Here is a 17,518-nt window from a genome sequence, read left to right on the forward strand (position 1 = left end):
TAAATGGCAGCTGACGTTCTGTTAATACAGCTGGTTTGGGTTTAGATTAAACCCTGTTTTCGGATTTTCCACCCGAGCGTAGCGAATAGACGAAGTAAATCATCCCAAATACATAACCAACTTTCCGTTAAGCCAAATGTACAAATCCGTTGTAGTAGCTATTAGCGGTAGTCTATATTTACATTTCTTAATTTGTCAAATAAGTATTCTATTCTATCATTAAGTACTGCTCTTTCATGTTCTTGAATATCTTTTTCATTAGTTTTTGTCATTAAGAAATCTATTTCTTCTTTTATTTTTTGGCTTTCTAACTCGAAAATTTCATAATGTCTTTTATTTAAAATTCTTTTTCTTCTTCTTAACCTTATGTAATATAAATACACCAATGTTGCAGTTAAATAAAGAGTCAATATTATTAGAATCCTTGATGGAGATTTGAATAAATAGTCTAAAATATTATCTTTCTTTATTTTATTTTCTTGCAAATCTGAAATTTCAGCTTCATATTTATTTATTAAATGTATTAACATTTCTTTTCCGCTTTCTGAATTTACGCTGTTTAAATTAGCATTCAATTTATTAATTTCTTCTGGGAAACGAACTTTATCAACATTCAAGATTGTATCGATTTTGATATTTCTGAATTGTTTTGATAATATTTTTGAATATTCTACTTTTTTTTCAAAACTTAGATGTCTACTGTTTTGAATATTATATTCGGCTAATGATAGCAAATCTATAATTTCTGGCTTTTTGTATAGATTTTCTTCTTTGATTCTATTATTTATTATTCGATTAAGACTTATAAAATCAATAGAATCTTTATTTACGATATGCTCTTCAATTATTGAAACTAAATTTTCTTTTACTTTGTTGTAACGTTCTAATTCTGAACGTTCAGCTTCTTCTTTATTGATGTATATTGTATACCAAGTGGTACCTATAGTAAAGATGACACCAATTAAAACTGATATTGTAGTTTGTAACCAAGAGCTTTTTTTGCCTATTTGTTCCGGTTCTATTGATTCTAAATTTTTTGTCATATTTTTGTTTCTTTTCTATATTTTGAACATAACACAATTTCAAATCATTTTTTGATTAAAATTGCGTTAAATCCCTGATTCGGGGGCTAGATTACCGCTAACGTTCTCGCGCTTGTGGATGTTGCGGACTTCGAAGACGAGTATTTTCGGCTAAATGAAAATACGAATTGAAAACGATAATTCTACTAAATTCCGCAATAGCCACAAACGTGTGTTACCAACAGTGGCTTTTCTACACTTTGATTGTCGTTTCTCTTATTATTTTAAAAAACTCTTCTCTTGCTTTCATTTCTGTGTCTATGTTAGCACAACAATTGTTTTTTAGTTTTCGTCCGTTACGTTTAAAGTCAATAAAATAGCCTGTTCGTTTAGAGTATAAATTTAACTCGTATATTTCATTTTTATAATTTCCTTTCCAGTTGTCGTTGTCAATAGGAAACCATTCAACAGCTAATGTGATTTTTTGTAATGATTGTCTAAATTGTAAACAATTTTGATATCTATTTCCTCTGTTTGCTTTGATTGATTTTTTTACAACCTTAATAATCTGTTCAGGTATATGATTTTCATATATTCTTTCAGGAAACTGTTCTTTTTGTAATGCTTTTAGCCATTGTGCATCGTCAGCAAATGTTAGAGGTAGTGAAGCCATATTGTTTAAAAGTCTATGAAATGTAACACCCATAGAATATAAATCACTGATAGCATCTTGAGCAACACCTTGCAATACTTCAGGAGGTAAATGTGCGCTATAACCTGCAAAGTTGAAAGATTGATGAGCTAAACCATAAGCTAGTCCAAAGTCAGATAGTTTTGCCTGCCAGTTGTCGGAAAAAAGTATGTTTCCAGGTTTTATATCTCTATGAAAGACTCCTTGATTGTGTGCGTGTTCTAATCCAAAAAGCGCATCAGAAATTATTTGTATAGACCTTTTAACAGTAACAAAGTTTTTTTCAAGATATCCTTGAACACTTCCATTTTTTAAGTATTCTGTTGTTATACAAGGAAAGGGATTTCCTTTTATTTCGTGAATATCAATTTCTTTAATATCAACAATATGGTTATGTCTACATTTTTCAAGAATTTGAGCTTCGTTTATGGCGTCTATAAATTCTGTTGGATTCTTAACTTGAATGATTTTTATTGCTCTTTCTACATTTAATAATGTATCTTGAACTCTAAAAACATTTCCGAAATTACCGCCGCCAATAAAGCCTATTGATTTGAATTTGCCTACATCCATTGTTATAAATTTAGTAATGAAATTAAAGCAGTGTCTTTAATGCCTTTGTCCCACGGAGGAGATTGTTTACCTAATAAACTTTCAATGTAAACACTTAAATTAGTCCCTTTGGGCTGATTAAACTTATTTGCAGTAATTGATGCTGGTGAGGTGTGAGAAATTTGTATATTCTTTTTGTAGCATAACAAATTTAAAATTGCCTGTCCATAAAACACATTGCTGACATAGTTGTTTGTTACTTTCATAACTGTTAATCTGTAACTTACTTTGTTAGGTTGAATACTGTTGAGTAATAATTCAAGTTCAGTTTCGAACCAAGCAACAGTTTGAGGAATATCGTGGTTAGCAGGCAATAAGATTTTTCCTTTTGAATGTAAAGTTGGATTTGTTTTTGTTCCTGTCAACACTACGAATTCAAAGTCGTTTGTTGAAAATGTAAATGCAATTGTCGTCATATGGTGTGTTTTTGGATGTTGTGAGCTGCTAATGCTGCTAACTTACTTATTTAGGCGATAAAATTGCTTAAATAAGTACTATTTTGGATGCGTTTATGCCATTATCTAAATTTCAAAATCAAACATACAAAACCGATTTTGTTTTAGTTTATGGTTTTCCGTAATATATCTTAATTAATAAGTAGCAAAATAATTCTTTTAAAAATGATATTACTACAGTATAAATACCTGTTTTAATTTCTATTGGACATAAAAAAAGATGCCTTAAGCATCTGTTTATTATTTTGATTTTAAACTATTTTCTATTTCTTCTACTCTTTTCATAAAATCAGAAAGAGAAATTTCAAAGTATTCACATAACAATTGTAGTGTGCTAATAGAAACATTATTCTTAGCAGTTTCAATTCTACCAATATGGAAAGCTACTTTTTTATTTTCTTTTATATCGTTATTAACTTCTAGTTGATTAACATTTTTAATTGCTCGATACTCTTTTGAGGCGAGTGAGATTGCTTTTAATAACCTGTAGTTTTTATATTGTATCATATCAAATCAAAGAGAATGAGAAAAAAAACTTATAACAATGACAAGTATGTCATTATGTTTTGTATCTTTATAGCCTAATTATTAGAATTAGTATTAATTTTGCGATTCTTCATATAAAAATATTTGAAGCACTCGCTTTGAATCTCGCGCCGTAAAACTGGTAATTTTAGCAACGAGATGATAAGTAAGATGCTCACGTCTTATATAGGCGTGGGCTCACTTATTGTTGCTTGGTATACCAGTACCTTCGGCGCATTAAGCTGAGTTCCATGCCTTTTTTATGTCATAAACTTTTCTGGGATTCTTAGTGATTTTACTTCTTTTTTATTTTAAAGTTTCGCTCTTATCAAAGTCGAACCCTTTAAATTATTACTGCCTGTGTCTTAAAAATTCTTTCATTATGACCATTAAGCCGTTTACTTAATGCATAAAAAATGGCCCTCTACTGCAGCGACCAAACTAGAGCAGAGGACCGTAGCTAATCAAATACCATTTAACTAACCAATTCCAATATTATGAATTATTTTTCATTTTACAAGGGTGGGAAAGCTCTTTATTGCCTATTTTTTATAGGGCTTATATTGTCTTTCTCATCTTCTTCAGCCCGAAATTCTAATCGGAGTTTCAATTCATTTTTTCAACAGAATCAAGTTCAGGGTGTTATTACTGACGGCAATGCTCCGCTGCCTGGTGTAACTATTTCAGTTAAGGGCAGAGCAGATGTCAACTCCATAACTGATTATACGGGGCATTATTCAATTTCCGCCGGTATTAATGATACTCTTGCCGTTTCTTTTATAGGTTTTAAAACAAAAATTTTCCCTGTTTCAGGGCGCACTAAGATAGATATTGTACTTCAATATGATACGACAACGCTTCAGGAGGTTAAGGTAAATGCAGGTTATTATTCTGTTAAAGAAAGCGAGCGTACCGGAAGTATAGCAAGAATAACATCCAAAGATATTGAGACCCAGCCTGTGACAAATGTACTTGCAGCAATGCAGGGACGTATGGCTGGAGTAAATATTACGCAGAATACGGGAGTGTCTGGAGGAGGCTTTGATATCCAGATCAGAGGACAGAACAGTATCAGGGCTGAGGGAAATGCACCGCTGTATATTATTGATGGTGTACCTTATGCTTCCGATGCTGTCGGTTACAGCCAGACTTCAACAGTGCTGCCTTCCGCGACAAGTCCGCTTAACAGCATCAACCCCGATGCCATTGAAAGCATTGAAGTGCTTAAGGATGCCGATGCCACGGCAATATACGGTTCCAGAGGAGCAAACGGTGTTGTACTGATCACAACTAAAAAAGGAAGAGAAGGGAAAACAAAATTTACAATAAATGCTTCGACCGGTGCCGGAAGGGTTGCGCGCTTTATTGATATGATGGATACGCAGCAGTATCTTTTCATGCGCCGTCAGGCATTCAGCAATGATAAAATAACAGCGTATCCTGCAAATGCTTATGATGTCAATGGAACATGGGACCAGAATCGCTATACAGACTGGCAGCAAGAGCTGATTGGAGGAACATCTGCTGTAACCGATCTTCAGGGAAGTCTCAGCGGAGGCTCAAAACACACTCAGTTTTTGCTCAGTGGAAGCCATCATACTGAATCTTCTGTGTTTCCAGGAAATTTTATGTATAAAAAAGCAGGAGCACAGGTTAATATTAATCACAGCTCCGAAGACAATAAGTTTCGGATGGTATTTTCAGCCGGATACACCGTACAGAATAATGACCAGCCTGCAGCTGACCTTACTTATGAGGCGAGAAGCCTTTCGCCAAATGCTCCTGCATTATATGATTCTCAGGGCAATATTAACTGGGAAAAGGGAACTTGGAATAATCCTCTGGCTGCGCTTTTGGCGAAAAATATTTTTAAAACTAAAGACCTTATAGCCAATACAGTACTTTCTTATGAAATAACTGCTGATTTATGGTTAAAAAGCAGTTTTGGATATACTGACTTACAGCATTCGGAAAGCCGGACAAGTCCTTCTACAATTTACAATCCTTCTAGCGGTGTTACAAGTGCAGTGTCTAGTTTATACCTAACCAGCACCAAACGCAGTTCCTGGATAATCGAACCGCAGATAAATTGGGAAAAAGAATTATTCGGTGGCAGGCTGAGCCTTCTGGCAGGAGGTACCTTTCAACAGCAGGATGCATCTCAGATTGTTCAGCTCGGAACGGGTTTTACTTCTAACAGCCTTATTAATGACCTTGCTTCGGCAGCCAGTAAACAGGTGCTGGTTAGCGGAGAGACTCTTTACAGATATCAGGCTTTTTTTGGAAGAGTTAATTACAATTGGGAACAGAAATATATTGTAAACCTTACTGCAAGACGTGACGGTTCAAGCCGTTTTGGACCGGGGAAACAATTTGCCACTTTTGGAGCAGTGGGTGCCGCGTGGCTTTTCTCCAATGAAAATTTCTTAAAAAACAGCTCGTGGATCAGTTTTGGAAAACTGCGGGCAAGCTACGGAACAGCCGGAAGCGACCAGATAGGGGATTATCAGTTCTTTGATACATATCAATCTACAGGCACTAATTATCAAAATATAATAGGACTTCAGCCTTCTCGTTTATTCAATCCCGATTTTGCATGGGAGATAAATAAAAAATTAGAAGCAGCCTTCGAGACAGGTTTTTTTGCAGACAGGATTTTCCTCACATCAGCATGGTTTCAGAACCGTTCTTCAAATCAGCTTGTGGGTATACCGCTGCCGGGATCCACGGGTTTCAGCCAGCTGCAGGCAAATCTTGCAGCTACGGTGCAAAACAGGGGTTGGGAATTTACTTTGAGGACAGTGAATTTCAAAACTAAAAATTTTGATTGGACGAGCAGCTTTAACGTGAGTTTTCTCCGAAATGAACTGATTGACTTTCCAGACCTAAACAGTTCAACTTATAAAAACAGATTCAGGATTGGAGAGCCTCTCAATATTCTGCTGCGCTATCAATATACCGGTCTTGATCCGCTAACAGGAACATATCGTTTTAGAGATGAAAACAATGATGGGAAAATCTCATCTCCTGATGACAGACAGACTATTGCCAATCTTAACCCTGATTATTTTGGAGGGCTGCAGAACCAGTTTCGTTTTAAAAACATTAGACTTGATTTTCTCTTTCAGTTTGTCAAACAGCGTAATCTTAATTATGCCGGTGGAATGGCAGGTTTGATGGCCAACCAGCCTGTAAAGATGGTAAACAGCTGGCAGCAGCCCGATGATATGCAACCATATCAGATTTACAGTGCCGGTTATAATTCAGCAGCCCTGAGCGCACAGTCCTTTTATTCAAACAGTGATGCAGTTGTTGTAGACGCTTCTTATATAAGACTCAAGACAATTGCACTGAGTTATGATGTTCCTTTAAAATTAAAAGATATGCAATGCACTCTTATGATGCAGGGACAGAATCTTTTAACATTCACCAATTATAAAGACGGAGATCCTGAATTTAAAACGAGAGGTTATCTGCCTCCACTGAAAGTTTTGACTGCGGGACTGCAATTAACCTTTTAAAAATAAAAAGATGAAAATTTCTATAAGATATACAATAATTTATGTCCGCTTGCTAAAAAAAGCAGCTCTGATTTCTTCTGTTTTGCTGATGATATCATGTGATTCCTTTGTTGAGGTAGATCTTCCAAAATCGCAGCTTACCCGCGACGCTGTTTTCAGCGATTATACGACGGCCAACGCTGCAATGGCTGATATTTATTCAAAGATGAGAGATACTGGAATGCTCACTGGAAACCTTTACGGACTCTCTGTGCAGCTGGGGAATTATGCAGATGAACTGGTATTCTATGGAACTCCCAGTAATGCTACAGTATCTTTTTATACCAATGTGGTGCTGCCGGCCAATAGTACTACAGCCCTGCTGTGGAACAGCTCTTATAATCAGATTTATGCCGCGAATGCCGTTTTGGAAGGAACAGAAGGTGCAAATTTCAGTGCTGCGCAGAAAGCAAAGCTACAAGGTGAAGCACTTTTTATACGTGCGCTGCTTCATTTTTATCTACTGCAGGTCTTTGGTGATATTCCCTACATTAAGACCACCGACTATAAGGTCAATAGCAATGTGCAAAGAATGCAGAGCAGTATGGTGTATTTAAATATAACAGCAGATTTGACAGCAGCGGAAGGTCTGCTGCCCGTTGTATATGATTCAGCTGATCGTGTCCGGGTGAATTCTTATGTAGCAAAGGCCCTTCTGGCCAGGATTTATTTATATCAAGGCCAATGGCAGGAGGCAGAAAAAAGAGCCACGGAAGTTATAAATAATAACGCCCTTTACATTTTTGAAAACAATCTCAATAAAGTATTTGTAAAAACGTCCACTGAAGCGATATGGCAGTTCATGCCTTCTCTTACAGGAAAGAATACAGATGAAGCCGCAGTATTTGTATTTACCGCGGGACCTCCGCCTCTTACAGCTTTGAGCCAGTCTCTGGTAAATTCATTTGATAATAATGATCTTAGGAAAACAAATTGGATAAGCGCGATAACCAATCCTTTTGGCACCTGGTTTTACGCGAGTAAATATAAAGAGGCTAAACCAACAGCAGCCTCTGCGGAGTATTCAATGATTTTCAGGCTGACCGAACAGTATTTAATTCGGGCCGAAGCAAGGGCAGAACTTTCAGATCTGCAGGGTGCAGCTGAGGATATCAATAAAATTAGAAAACGTGCAGGGCTTGATGTTGTAAATGCCAGTTCTAAAGATCAATTGGTTCAAGCAGTACTTGAAGAAAGAAAAAAAGAACTGTTTACAGAATATGGACATCGCTTTTTAGATCTTAAGCGTCGAGGCCAACTAGATTTGGTACTTGGAATAAAATCCGGTTGGAACAGCACCGATGAACTCCTTCCTCTGCCTGAAGCAGAATTAAATGCAAACCCGAATCTAAAACCGCAGAATCCCGGATATTAAAATGTATTAAAATGAGACAGTTTACCTCAATCTTTATAATTCCTGCCTGTAGGGCAACCCTTTTTTTAGTTTTAATTTTGCAATTAGTAACCTGTCCCCTATGGGGGCAGGTCTTGCAGAAAAAAGTGCTAACTGCTGCTGATTATTCTAAATGGGGTGAATTAAGACTTAAAAAAATGAGCCCTGATGGGAATTGGATCAGCTATACCATGAATTATCGTTCAGGTTTAGACACATTATTTGTAAAAAACACTAAAACTTTAGAAACTTTCCCTTTTCCTTTAGGAAATAATGGAGATTTTATAGAAAAAGACTGGTTTATATCCCGGACATCAAAATCAGTTGAGATTCTTAATTTAAAAAACGGACGCAGGGAAACTCTTCCTAATATACAGCAGTTCATTTATGCTGCTGGATCAAAGCTTCTACTGTTGCTAAACAGGCAGGATACAAAAAGTGAACTGATCATCCGTACACTCGATGGAATAGTGAAAGATAGAATTTTAACAGTAGGTGAGTTTGCAGTGTCTCCATCAGGTAAGCTGCTGCTTTATACTGCCGTTTCAGATGATCAAAATACAATTAATATTTTGGAACTTTCAGCAGTCTTCCTTCTTCATCGGGAACTTGCCCGCGGAGAAGGAAAATTCGATAATTTAGTTTGGAATAAAGCTGGTAAGGCGACATGTGCCTTCCTGCAGCATGCAGGCAGTAAACCTGGTTCACACAGCTCTATTTTCTATTTTGATTCAAGTAAAAAGAAGCTGTTAACCTCCAGTGCTGAAGCCCTTAAAAATTCTGTGGGAGATACCCTAAATATTACCAACAGGAGCTTTAAGCTGTTGATTTCCGATAATGCGGAGAAGGTTTTTTTCATGCTAAAAAAGAAAGAAAATCCGAATGATGTTAGTGAAAGTTCCCAGGTACAGCTATGGAACGGAAATGCACAATGGATTTATCCAATGCGGCAGAAACAAAAAGCATTTGAAGGAAATTATCTCGCATCGTGGATGCCGTTTCAAGAAAAATATAACCTGATTTCCAATGATATTTTGCCACAGTTTATGTTGAACGGTGATCAGCAGTATGCCATACTTTTCAATAAGAAAAAGTATGAACCCCAATATACTGTAGATGGACTGACGGATTATTATCTATACAATCTCTCTACAGGTAAAACTACATTGTTTTTAAAGAAATATTCGTCTCACGCCCTGAGTGCTGTCCCGTCACCGGCCGGGAAATATGTTGCCTACTTCAAGGACCGTAACTGGTGGGTATACGATATCAAAAAAAATATCCATACAGAGATTACTAAAGCACAAGATGATTCTTTCTACCAAAATATGAAAGAACATCCTCACGTTAAAGAAGCCTATCCTCAATTAGGATGGACAGCTGGAGACAAACAAATACTTTTATACGATACTTATGATTTATGGGCTTTTACTCCGGATGGGATTTCTGCACGCAGACTGACAAACGGCAGAGAAACTAAAACAGAGTTTAGAAATCAGGATTATTCAAGAACAACTAGAGGCAGATCAAATTACAATGGATGGATGCAGGATCCTGTTACCCTTAACGATGGATTATTGCTGCAGATTGATAATTACGCGAGACATTCGGGATATTACAGATGGTCTTCCAAAATGAATGAAAAACTCGTGCTTTCAGATTCCTCACGTGTCGATCAGCTTGTTGATTCTAAATCTTCATTTGCCTATGTAGAACAGCGTTATGATATGCCGCCTAGAATAATGGCAAGAGAACTCAATAGCAATTATTCAAAACTGATTTTTCAAAGTAATCCGCATCATAAATCATTTCACTGGGGAAAATCCGAATTGATTTCTTATAAGAATTCTAAGGGCAAGATTTTAAATGCGGTTCTATACTATCCTGCCGAGTTTTCTAAAGAAAAAAAATTTCCAATGATCGTATACATCTATGAAAAGTTATCTAACCGTATTCATAATTATATAAACCCGTCGGAGTACACAGGCGACGGATCTTTCAATATATCAACTTTCACCTCTCAGGGCTACTTTGTATTGGCTCCGAATATATCATACGAAACGGGTGCTCCTGGATTTTCTGCTAAAGATTGTGTCACTTCTGCGGTGAAAGAAGTGATTGGTAATAAATCAGTGAACCCTGATAAAATAGGATTAATCGGACACTCTTTCGGCGGGTATCAGGTCGACTTTATAATCACCCAGACCACTATTTTTGCGGCAGCTGTAGCAGGCTCGGCTGTTACAGACCTAACAAGTGCATATCTTTCAGTATGGGAGTCCACTGGAAGGCATGATGCATGGCGGTTGGAGAATCAGCAGCTGCGGATGGGAAAGCCTTTTTTTGAAGATAGGATAGGGTATGCTTTGAACTCTCCTGTGCAGTATGCTGAAAATGTAACTACTCCATTATTTTCGTGGACAGGGGATAGTGATAAGGATGTAAACTGGAAACAGAGCGTGGAGTTTTATTTGGCTCTGCATCGTCTGAAAAAGAAACAGATCATGGTTGTATATCCTAATGAAAATCATGTACTGAATAGTGAGGCAAACCTGAAAGATCTATCAGTAAGACTGCATGATTGGTTTGATTATTTTCTGAAGGACCAGACTCCTGCTAAATGGATAAAAGAGGGAATTAAATAATAAACAATGCAGTTCTTTACGAACTGCATTGTTCTTAGATTGAATATCAATCAGGTCTGTAAACTTGCTGTGCACAAGTTGTAGGACTGTCCATAGCTTTTGCCTGTGGACCCGAATCATCAAACTGGCGGCATAAATCACCAATTTGAGTGTCACAATTTACAGCAATATCACAAGGGCTTCCGCCATCCAGATTATCTACATAACCTAAAATTGGAGCACTGGTTTTAGAGATGCTCTGCATGGAGGCAGTAAAAAATGCACCTGAGATGCCCAAAACAAAAACTGCAACGGGCGTCATTTTTTTCAAGATTATTGATTTCATAATATTTAATTTTATGGTTAATGATCTACTTTTTTTTACAGGTTTTCGATCTAATTCCTGATACCGGCGCCGGTATATTTTTAAGTATATCAGTTGTGATCCTCTGATACACGATTAATTTCCTTTTTAAGGTTTTCGTTCAGCTTGTAGACCAGAAGTTTGTTCTCTATTAGTGCATACACATATTCTGGGGTAACCATGAAGCTGCGAACCTTTTTTTCATTAATTCCATAAAGATGGAAGCTGGACAAATATGTTTTTTTAGTTAGATCATAAACATCAATTACGGATGCCTGTTTCCATACTTCTTTTTGCTCATAGCGACCTGGCACATTTGAATTTACAAAAAGTAGATGGCCACATACGTTGCTACTTTTATTGACATTTACAGCTGGTGACGCCATTGCCCGCTCAGTCTTTCCTTTTAGATAAGCTACTTTTATTTTCGCATGTGAAAACGTATCAATTGTATGGGCACGAAAGTCTAAAACTCCATTTGTATCTGCTGCGATATACTCGTTGCGATAGCTATATAGATATATTATGCGTTTCATCTCCGGACTATAATGCAGCATCCCATCAGTATCAAATACTCCGTCAGTCTGCTTCTGAAGCAGCTGGGGAAGCATTTTTGTATTTGATTTTTCCCCGAAGCTGAATAAGCCCATGATATTATTATTTGTTTTGGAACTAATTCCCCGAAATACAATAGTGGTGCTGTCAATTGGAAATCCAATATTAAAATATGGAGGGTTAGGAGTTAATAAATTCGCTTTCCAATCCGTAGTTTTTCCTCTGAAAATTGTAGGAGTACTGCCGTCAATAATGAAAAAGTAGGGCGGGTTTACCGTAATTTTAATAGATTTAAATAGGAAGCGTTCTCGGTCTAAGGAGACTTTAATTGTCTGCGGGATCATTCTATTATCAATCACTAAAACACTCAAAGGCGCAGTCAGATTTCCAAGGTATAATTTTTCATTTCCGTATCCGGCTAAATAATATGAGTTGTATTTTAAATCAATAGTTTTGATTAATGATACAGGATGATGCGGATATCTCCTTATAAAGGGATTTTTATGCTGCATAATTTCTTCTGAACAGGCAAACAAAATAATAACAGCAGAAATGCAGACTGCAAAAGTTAAGAGTAATTTTAGAGGACTTGCCAGAGTTACTTTAAGTGTGTCTGACTCTCTTTGTTGATTAAAATGTATTGAAAGAGCCGCTGCCCCAAGTACAACAAAAAGCAGGTTGAATATTAAATGCTGTTCCCAGCTCATCTTTTCTAAAATACCCCCGCATGAACATGGAAGATAGGAACTATAATTGAGCATTATAAAAATGTACGCCGTAAACATAGTCATTAAACAAAATCCGGCATAAAGGGCCTTTATTCGTGTTTTGGGGAAAAGCAGAAAAACTGCAATGCCAAATTCTATAATAACGACCGTCCATGATATCCAATCAGCAAAAGCGCTGAGAAGAGGCGACTGTGCCAATTCCACTTTAAAATTTTCGAAATCTAGCCCTTTATTCATAGCAGCATAAACTAGCAGCAGAATATATAGCAGGCATACAATTTCTATAAATAACTTACCTGTTTTGACGTTTGTTTTCATAGTTTTTTATCAATTAACTTCTATCTTTCCAATAAGTAAATCTCTTTTTTTTTTGAGTTTTTTTGCTTTTATTTTTATATTCAAAATATAGGTTTGAATTATCTTCTAAAATTATTATTACAAAGTTATATGTATCTGATAGAATGGTTGTTACCAAAAACAGGCTGGGATTTTTTAATAACATGCAATCATAGTTAAAAAACTAAATATTGAATTTAAAATGATAGTGAAGAAATAAAAAAGACACCCATAAATAAAATTTAAAAGGTGTCTTTTGATTTTAATCGGATAAAATTTTACTTGCCTGACTGGTTGAAGATTTGTAATTTTTCATGTAATTCATTAAGACCTGCTTTTTGAAGACACTCGTCTGCAAATAATTTCAATTCATGAAGATTTTCAGCAGCAATACTGTTTAAAAGCACTGATGATTTATAATCATCCTGTGTAGCTGATCCGCGTTCAATTACATGGTTTAAAAGCAGTACATTTTTGCGTGAAATTTTAAGGTCAATTTTCACTGTTTCATTCATGCCTGGTATACTTAAAATAGTATCAAAGACTTTGGCTACATCATTTTCTGTCATCATCATTTTCACGTTTTAGATTAATAATTAATTCTTGTAAAGGTATAAAGCACCTTTGAAAATGTCATGGACATAATATGTCCATGATAGGAGAGATTCAGATGTCTTGCTTACTTTCGTTGTACTGAAATAAAACACTGCTCTAAGTTTGAAAAAGGAAGCGATGACCGAATATATTGTAAAGCCTGATTTTAAAAGGCTGAAATAATGAATAATATTCAAAAAGCAGTAAGATTGCCACGTTCCTGCAATCGGCCAGATGTCCGGTTGTTTAACAACCGAATCTGGCTGCTCTTTACTCGGAACTCGTGAGCAGTGAAACTGAAAGAAGAAAAAGAGTTTGAAATTAATGAAAATGAGAGAAGATGGAAAAGGAAAATTCAAAAAGAACGCGTATTGTAGGCTTGCGTTTTACGCCTGCAGAATATGCAAGAATTGAACGTAAATGGAAGGCTACAACCTGTCGCAAATTAAGTGAATATATTCGTAAATATTTGTTTAATAAACCCATCACAACCAATTACCGCAATCAGTCCCTGGATGAATTTATGTTCGAGATTATCAGACTCAGAGCTGAACTTAAAGCCTTGGGAAACAACTTTAATCAGGCCGTAAAAAAGCTGCATACACTGCAGCAGATTCCGGAATTTAAAACCTGGATCATCAATCATGAACTGGAGCGAAGGTTACTTTTTAATAAGGTAGAAGAGATAAATAAATATATTGAGAAAATCTCCCGAAAATGGTTGCAGTAATTAAGACTGGAAATTCACTGCACAACATTTTCAACTATAATGAAAATAAGGTAAAACAAGGTGTAGCGCAGTGCATAGGCGAGGGGAATTATCCTCTTGAAGCCGATAAAATGAGCATCACAATGAAGCTCAGCAGACTGCTTAATCAAAATACTTTAAATGAGAATGTAAAGCGCAATAGCGTGCATATTTCGCTAAATTTTGATCCCTCTGAAAACTCATTAACCAACGAAAAATTGATGCAGATCGCAGATACTTATATGCAGAAAATTGGTTTTGGCGAGCAGCCTTATCTGGTATACCGCCACCGTGATGCTGGACATCCGCATATTCATCTGGTGTCTATAAAGGTAAAGCAGGACGGAAGCAGGATCGACATGCACAATATTGGCAGGAACCAGTCTGAAACAGCCCGCAAAGAAATAGAGAAGATGTTCTCTTTAGTGGTCGCACAGGGGCGTAAAAATAATATTGATAAAGTACTTAAGCCTATCAATGTTCAGAAGGTTTCATACGGAAAGATGCAGTCAAAAAAAGCGATTGCAGCAGTGCTTAACGGAGTGCTTTCAACCTATAAATATTCAAGTCTTTACGAACTTAATGCAGTGCTGCAACTTTACAATGTTTTTGCTGAAAGGGGATCTGAAAACTCAAGGATTTTTAAGGCAGAAGGATTAGTGTACCGCATACTTGATAGTAATGGAAAACCTATCGGGGTTCCTATTAAAGCCAGTGACTTTTATAATAAGCCGACTCTTAAATTTTTAGAACAAAAATTTATGTCCACCGGCAGTGGAAGTGTATCGATGAAAAACAGGATAAAGAATGCCGTTGACCTGGCCCTTCTTAATAAAAACATTTCATTTTCCGAGCTGGGAAAACTGCTCGAAAAAGAAGGGATTAATATTATTTCAAGAAAAAGTGCTGCCGGATTAATTTACGGCATCACCTATGTGGATCATACTACAAAATGTGTATTTAATGGAAGCGTTTTAGGTAGGCAGTACAGCGCAAAGGCAGTCCAGGAACGCTGTAATTTAATGGGTAAAATTCTGCAGGGTTCCGATAAGGACATAAACATAAAATCCAAACCTGAATTAATGGGAAGTATAACGAATAAAGATTTATTTGAAATTAGTAAAACTGATAATTTTGATACTGCTCTGGCTAAAGTTTTGGATTTATTGACCCAGATGGAATCCGCGCAGGCTTACCTGCCCAATCAACTTAAAGCAAAACGCAGGAAGAAAAAACGAAAAGGACAGTCGGATAATCAATAAAAAATTAATATCATGGGAATGCAGACAGGAGAAAATGAACAGGCACTGAGAAAGATATTGGATATGACAAGGCTCATAGGGATTATTATTCTGATACTTCACTTTTACTATTATTGTTATTCAGCCTTTAAGCAGTGGCAGCTGGTAAGTGAGTTTACCGATAAAATTTTAGGAGGTATTTATCGTGCGGGGCTATTTGATAATTTTCATAAATCGAAATTTTTTGCCCTCGGATTTCTCGTGATTTCGCTCATTGGCGTTAAAGGAAGAAAGAATGAAAAGCTCAGTTACAAAACTGCTTTTGCTTATTGCATTTCTGGACTGCTTATTTATTTCATAAGTTATTTTGCGCTTTTGTTATCTTCATTGCAGACACATAAAGCAATAGTTTATATTGTAATTACTTCGACTGGATTTCTTATGATGCTATCAGGCGGGACACTGCTTTCTCGGATTATAAAAAACAAGCTGAATAGCAAGGATATTTTCAACAAGCTCAATGAGACTTTTCCGCAGGAAGAAAGACTGCTAGAGAATGAATATTCTATTAACCTTCCCGCCAGATATTATCTAAAAGATAAACTGCGAAACAGCTGGATAAATATTATAAATCCATTCAGGGCGCTGATGGTTCTGGGCACTCCGGGATCGGGTAAATCTTATTTTGTGATCCGCCACGTTATTACCCAGCATATAAAAAAAGGCTTCAGCATGTTTGTTTATGATTTTAAATATGATGACCTCTCAAAAATTGTCTATAATACTTTTGAAAATAATAAACAGGCTTATAAAATCCTGCCCAAATGTTACTTCATAAATTTTGATAATATTATGCACAGGTGTAATCCGCTGGACCCGCAGAGCATGGAAGATATAACCGATGCTTCGGAATCAGCCAGGACTATTCTGATGGGGCTTAACAGGGAGTGGATAAAAAGACAGGGAGACTTTTTTGTAGAGTCGCCAATCAATTTTTTATCGGCCGTAATCTGGTATCTCAGAAAATATAAAGACGGTGAATTCTGTACCCTGCCTCATGTAATTGAACTCATGCAGATGGATTATGACAGTCTCTTTACACTGCTTCGGACAGAGAAAGAAATCGAGGTTCTGATAAACCCGTTTATAAATGCCTACCTAAACGAGGCGACTGACCAGCTTGAGGGTCAGATTGCGACTGCGAAAATCGCCATGGCACGGCTTTCCTCCCCGCAGTTATACTATGTTTTGTCAGGAAATGATTTCACTTTGGACATCAATAATCCCCAGGAACCTAAGATTGTCTGCATGGGAAACAACCCCCAGAAAATACAAATATACGGGGCCGTATTGTCCCTTTATGTGAACAGGCTTGTAAAACTAGTAAACAAAAAAGGGAAGTTAAAATCCAGTCTGATTTTTGATGAGTTTCCAACAATCTATCTCAATAATATGGACAGTTTAATTGCTACTGCAAGAAGCAATAAAGTGGCAACCTGTCTGGGTATTCAAGACTTTACCCAGCTCCGCAAGGACTATGGGCGGGAACAGGCAGATGTTATTATGAATATTGTTGGAAATATAATAAGCGGACAGGTTACAGGAGATACTTCCAAACAATTATCAGAGCGATTCGGAAAAATTATGCAGGACAGGGAAAGCCTGTCGATCAATAGCGCCGACACTTCAATCAGCCGTTCAAAACAATTGGAATATGCAGTCCCGCCCTCGAAAATCTCAGGACTAAGTTCTGGCGAATTTGTGGGCATGGTGGCTGATGATCCGGATTGTAAAATTGAACTCAAAGCCTTTCATAACGAAATTATAAATGACCATGAAGCGCTGAGAAAAGAGACGGAAAATTATAAGGAAATACCTCCAGTTCGAAAACTTGACAATGCAATGATCCAGCGCAATTACCTTCAGATAAAACAGGATGTGCAGGATATAATTCATTCCGAAATGGAACGCCTGCTGAATGATCCCGCGCTGACTTATTTAGTGTTAAAAAAATAATATTGAGCCATGCTGTTTCGCTCTGGAGCTTCAAAAAAAAGATTTGTTTACCAA

At 36.7% G+C, this 17,518-nt stretch carries 13 protein-coding genes; 6 read left to right on the forward strand and 7 right to left on the reverse strand.

Translation table 11 applies throughout. The annotated features are described in order from the left end of the window. Positions 1-161 precede the first annotated feature (161 nt). From ACQY44_RS04185 to ACQY44_RS04200, 4 genes are all read right to left on the reverse strand, one after another. Entirely contained in the window at positions 162-1,043 is an 882-nt protein-coding gene (locus ACQY44_RS04185) for a hypothetical protein (RefSeq protein ID WP_428229150.1), read from the reverse strand. Between the two features lie 232 nt (positions 1,044-1,275). Beyond that, positions 1,276-2,286, reverse strand: a complete 1,011-nt coding sequence (locus ACQY44_RS04190) for a serine/threonine-protein kinase (RefSeq protein ID WP_428229151.1) — start codon at positions 2,284-2,286, stop codon at positions 1,276-1,278. A 2-nt stretch (positions 2,287-2,288) separates the two neighbouring features. Beyond that, positions 2,289-2,741, reverse strand: coding sequence for a hypothetical protein (locus tag ACQY44_RS04195; RefSeq protein WP_428229152.1), 453 nt, complete (start codon positions 2,739-2,741; stop codon positions 2,289-2,291). Positions 2,742-3,020: 279 nt separating this feature from the next. Beyond that, positions 3,021-3,287, reverse strand: coding sequence for a hypothetical protein (locus tag ACQY44_RS04200; protein ID WP_428229153.1), 267 nt, complete (start codon positions 3,285-3,287; stop codon positions 3,021-3,023). Between the two features lie 515 nt (positions 3,288-3,802). Between ACQY44_RS04200 and ACQY44_RS04205 the strand changes: the two genes are divergently transcribed. The 3 genes from ACQY44_RS04205 to ACQY44_RS04215 are packed head-to-tail and all read left to right on the forward strand — an operon-like array spanning position 3,803 to position 10,903. Beyond that, complete coding sequence (locus ACQY44_RS04205) at positions 3,803-6,826, forward strand: SusC/RagA family TonB-linked outer membrane protein (RefSeq protein ID WP_428229154.1); 3,024 nt, start codon at positions 3,803-3,805, stop codon at positions 6,824-6,826. A 10-nt stretch (positions 6,827-6,836) separates the two neighbouring features. Continuing rightward, the gene (locus tag ACQY44_RS04210) at positions 6,837-8,240 is read left to right on the forward strand and encodes a RagB/SusD family nutrient uptake outer membrane protein (protein WP_428229155.1); all 1,404 of its coding nucleotides are present in this window, start codon (positions 6,837-6,839) and stop codon (positions 8,238-8,240) included. Positions 8,241-8,251: 11 nt separating this feature from the next. Continuing rightward, entirely contained in the window at positions 8,252-10,903 is a 2,652-nt protein-coding gene (locus ACQY44_RS04215; RefSeq protein ID WP_428229156.1) for a prolyl oligopeptidase family serine peptidase, read from the forward strand. Positions 10,904-10,949: 46 nt separating this feature from the next. On the opposite strand, the gene ACQY44_RS04220 is transcribed toward ACQY44_RS04215, so the two are convergent. From ACQY44_RS04220 to ACQY44_RS04230, 3 genes are all read right to left on the reverse strand, one after another. Further along, positions 10,950-11,228 (reverse strand): DUF6520 family protein, encoded by a 279-nt coding sequence (locus ACQY44_RS04220; protein ID WP_428229157.1) that lies wholly within the window; start codon positions 11,226-11,228, stop codon positions 10,950-10,952. An 89-nt stretch (positions 11,229-11,317) separates the two neighbouring features. Further along, positions 11,318-12,847, reverse strand: coding sequence for a MauE/DoxX family redox-associated membrane protein (locus tag ACQY44_RS04225; protein WP_428229158.1), 1,530 nt, complete (start codon positions 12,845-12,847; stop codon positions 11,318-11,320). A gap of 296 nt (positions 12,848-13,143) precedes the next feature. Further along, positions 13,144-13,440: a hypothetical protein gene (locus tag ACQY44_RS04230; RefSeq protein ID WP_428229159.1), complete on the reverse strand. Its 297-nt coding sequence runs from the start codon at positions 13,438-13,440 to the stop codon at positions 13,144-13,146. A gap of 359 nt (positions 13,441-13,799) precedes the next feature. On the opposite strand from ACQY44_RS04230, the gene ACQY44_RS04235 reads away from it, so the two are divergent. From ACQY44_RS04235 to mobC, 3 genes are read left to right on the forward strand one after another with little or no spacing between them, the layout of a single operon-like run. Next, complete coding sequence (locus ACQY44_RS04235; protein ID WP_428229160.1) at positions 13,800-14,189, forward strand: plasmid mobilization protein; 390 nt, start codon at positions 13,800-13,802, stop codon at positions 14,187-14,189. Continuing rightward, positions 14,177-15,469: a relaxase/mobilization nuclease domain-containing protein gene (locus ACQY44_RS04240; RefSeq protein ID WP_428229161.1), complete on the forward strand. Its 1,293-nt coding sequence runs from the start codon at positions 14,177-14,179 to the stop codon at positions 15,467-15,469. Before ACQY44_RS04235 ends, ACQY44_RS04240 begins: the two co-directional genes overlap by 13 nt. Before the next feature lie 18 nt (positions 15,470-15,487). Next, positions 15,488-17,464: a conjugal transfer protein MobC gene (mobC, locus tag ACQY44_RS04245; RefSeq protein WP_428229612.1), complete on the forward strand. Its 1,977-nt coding sequence runs from the start codon at positions 15,488-15,490 to the stop codon at positions 17,462-17,464. Positions 17,465-17,518: the final 54 nt, after the last annotated feature.

It is taken from the genome of Flavobacterium sp. (assembly GCF_965277525.1).
In the GTDB taxonomy this organism is placed as follows: Bacteria; Bacteroidota; Bacteroidia; order Flavobacteriales; family Flavobacteriaceae; genus Flavobacterium.

Excerpts from the sequence above, each read along its gene's own strand:
- ACQY44_RS04205 (WP_428229154.1), top strand. The coding sequence starts at position 3,803 with ATGAATTATTTTTCATTTTACAAGGGTGGGAAAGCTCTTTATTGCCTA.
- ACQY44_RS04200 (WP_428229153.1), bottom strand. The coding sequence starts at position 3,287 with ATGATACAATATAAAAACTACAGGTTATTAAAAGCAATCTCACTCGCC.
- ACQY44_RS04185 (WP_428229150.1), bottom strand. The coding sequence starts at position 1,043 with ATGACAAAAAATTTAGAATCAATAGAACCGGAACAAATAGGCAAAAAA.
- ACQY44_RS04195 (WP_428229152.1), bottom strand. The coding sequence starts at position 2,741 with ATGACGACAATTGCATTTACATTTTCAACAAACGACTTTGAATTCGTA.
- ACQY44_RS04210 (WP_428229155.1), top strand. The coding sequence starts at position 6,837 with ATGAAAATTTCTATAAGATATACAATAATTTATGTCCGCTTGCTAAAA.
- ACQY44_RS04190 (WP_428229151.1), bottom strand. The coding sequence starts at position 2,286 with ATGGATGTAGGCAAATTCAAATCAATAGGCTTTATTGGCGGCGGTAAT.
- ACQY44_RS04220 (WP_428229157.1), bottom strand. The coding sequence starts at position 11,228 with ATGAAATCAATAATCTTGAAAAAAATGACGCCCGTTGCAGTTTTTGTT.
- ACQY44_RS04215 (WP_428229156.1), top strand. The coding sequence starts at position 8,252 with ATGAGACAGTTTACCTCAATCTTTATAATTCCTGCCTGTAGGGCAACC.
- ACQY44_RS04230 (WP_428229159.1), bottom strand. The coding sequence starts at position 13,440 with ATGATGATGACAGAAAATGATGTAGCCAAAGTCTTTGATACTATTTTA.
- ACQY44_RS04240 (WP_428229161.1), top strand. The coding sequence starts at position 14,177 with ATGGTTGCAGTAATTAAGACTGGAAATTCACTGCACAACATTTTCAAC.
- ACQY44_RS04235 (WP_428229160.1), top strand. The coding sequence starts at position 13,800 with ATGGAAAAGGAAAATTCAAAAAGAACGCGTATTGTAGGCTTGCGTTTT.
- mobC (WP_428229612.1), top strand. The coding sequence starts at position 15,488 with ATGCAGACAGGAGAAAATGAACAGGCACTGAGAAAGATATTGGATATG.
- ACQY44_RS04225 (WP_428229158.1), bottom strand. The coding sequence starts at position 12,847 with ATGAAAACAAACGTCAAAACAGGTAAGTTATTTATAGAAATTGTATGC.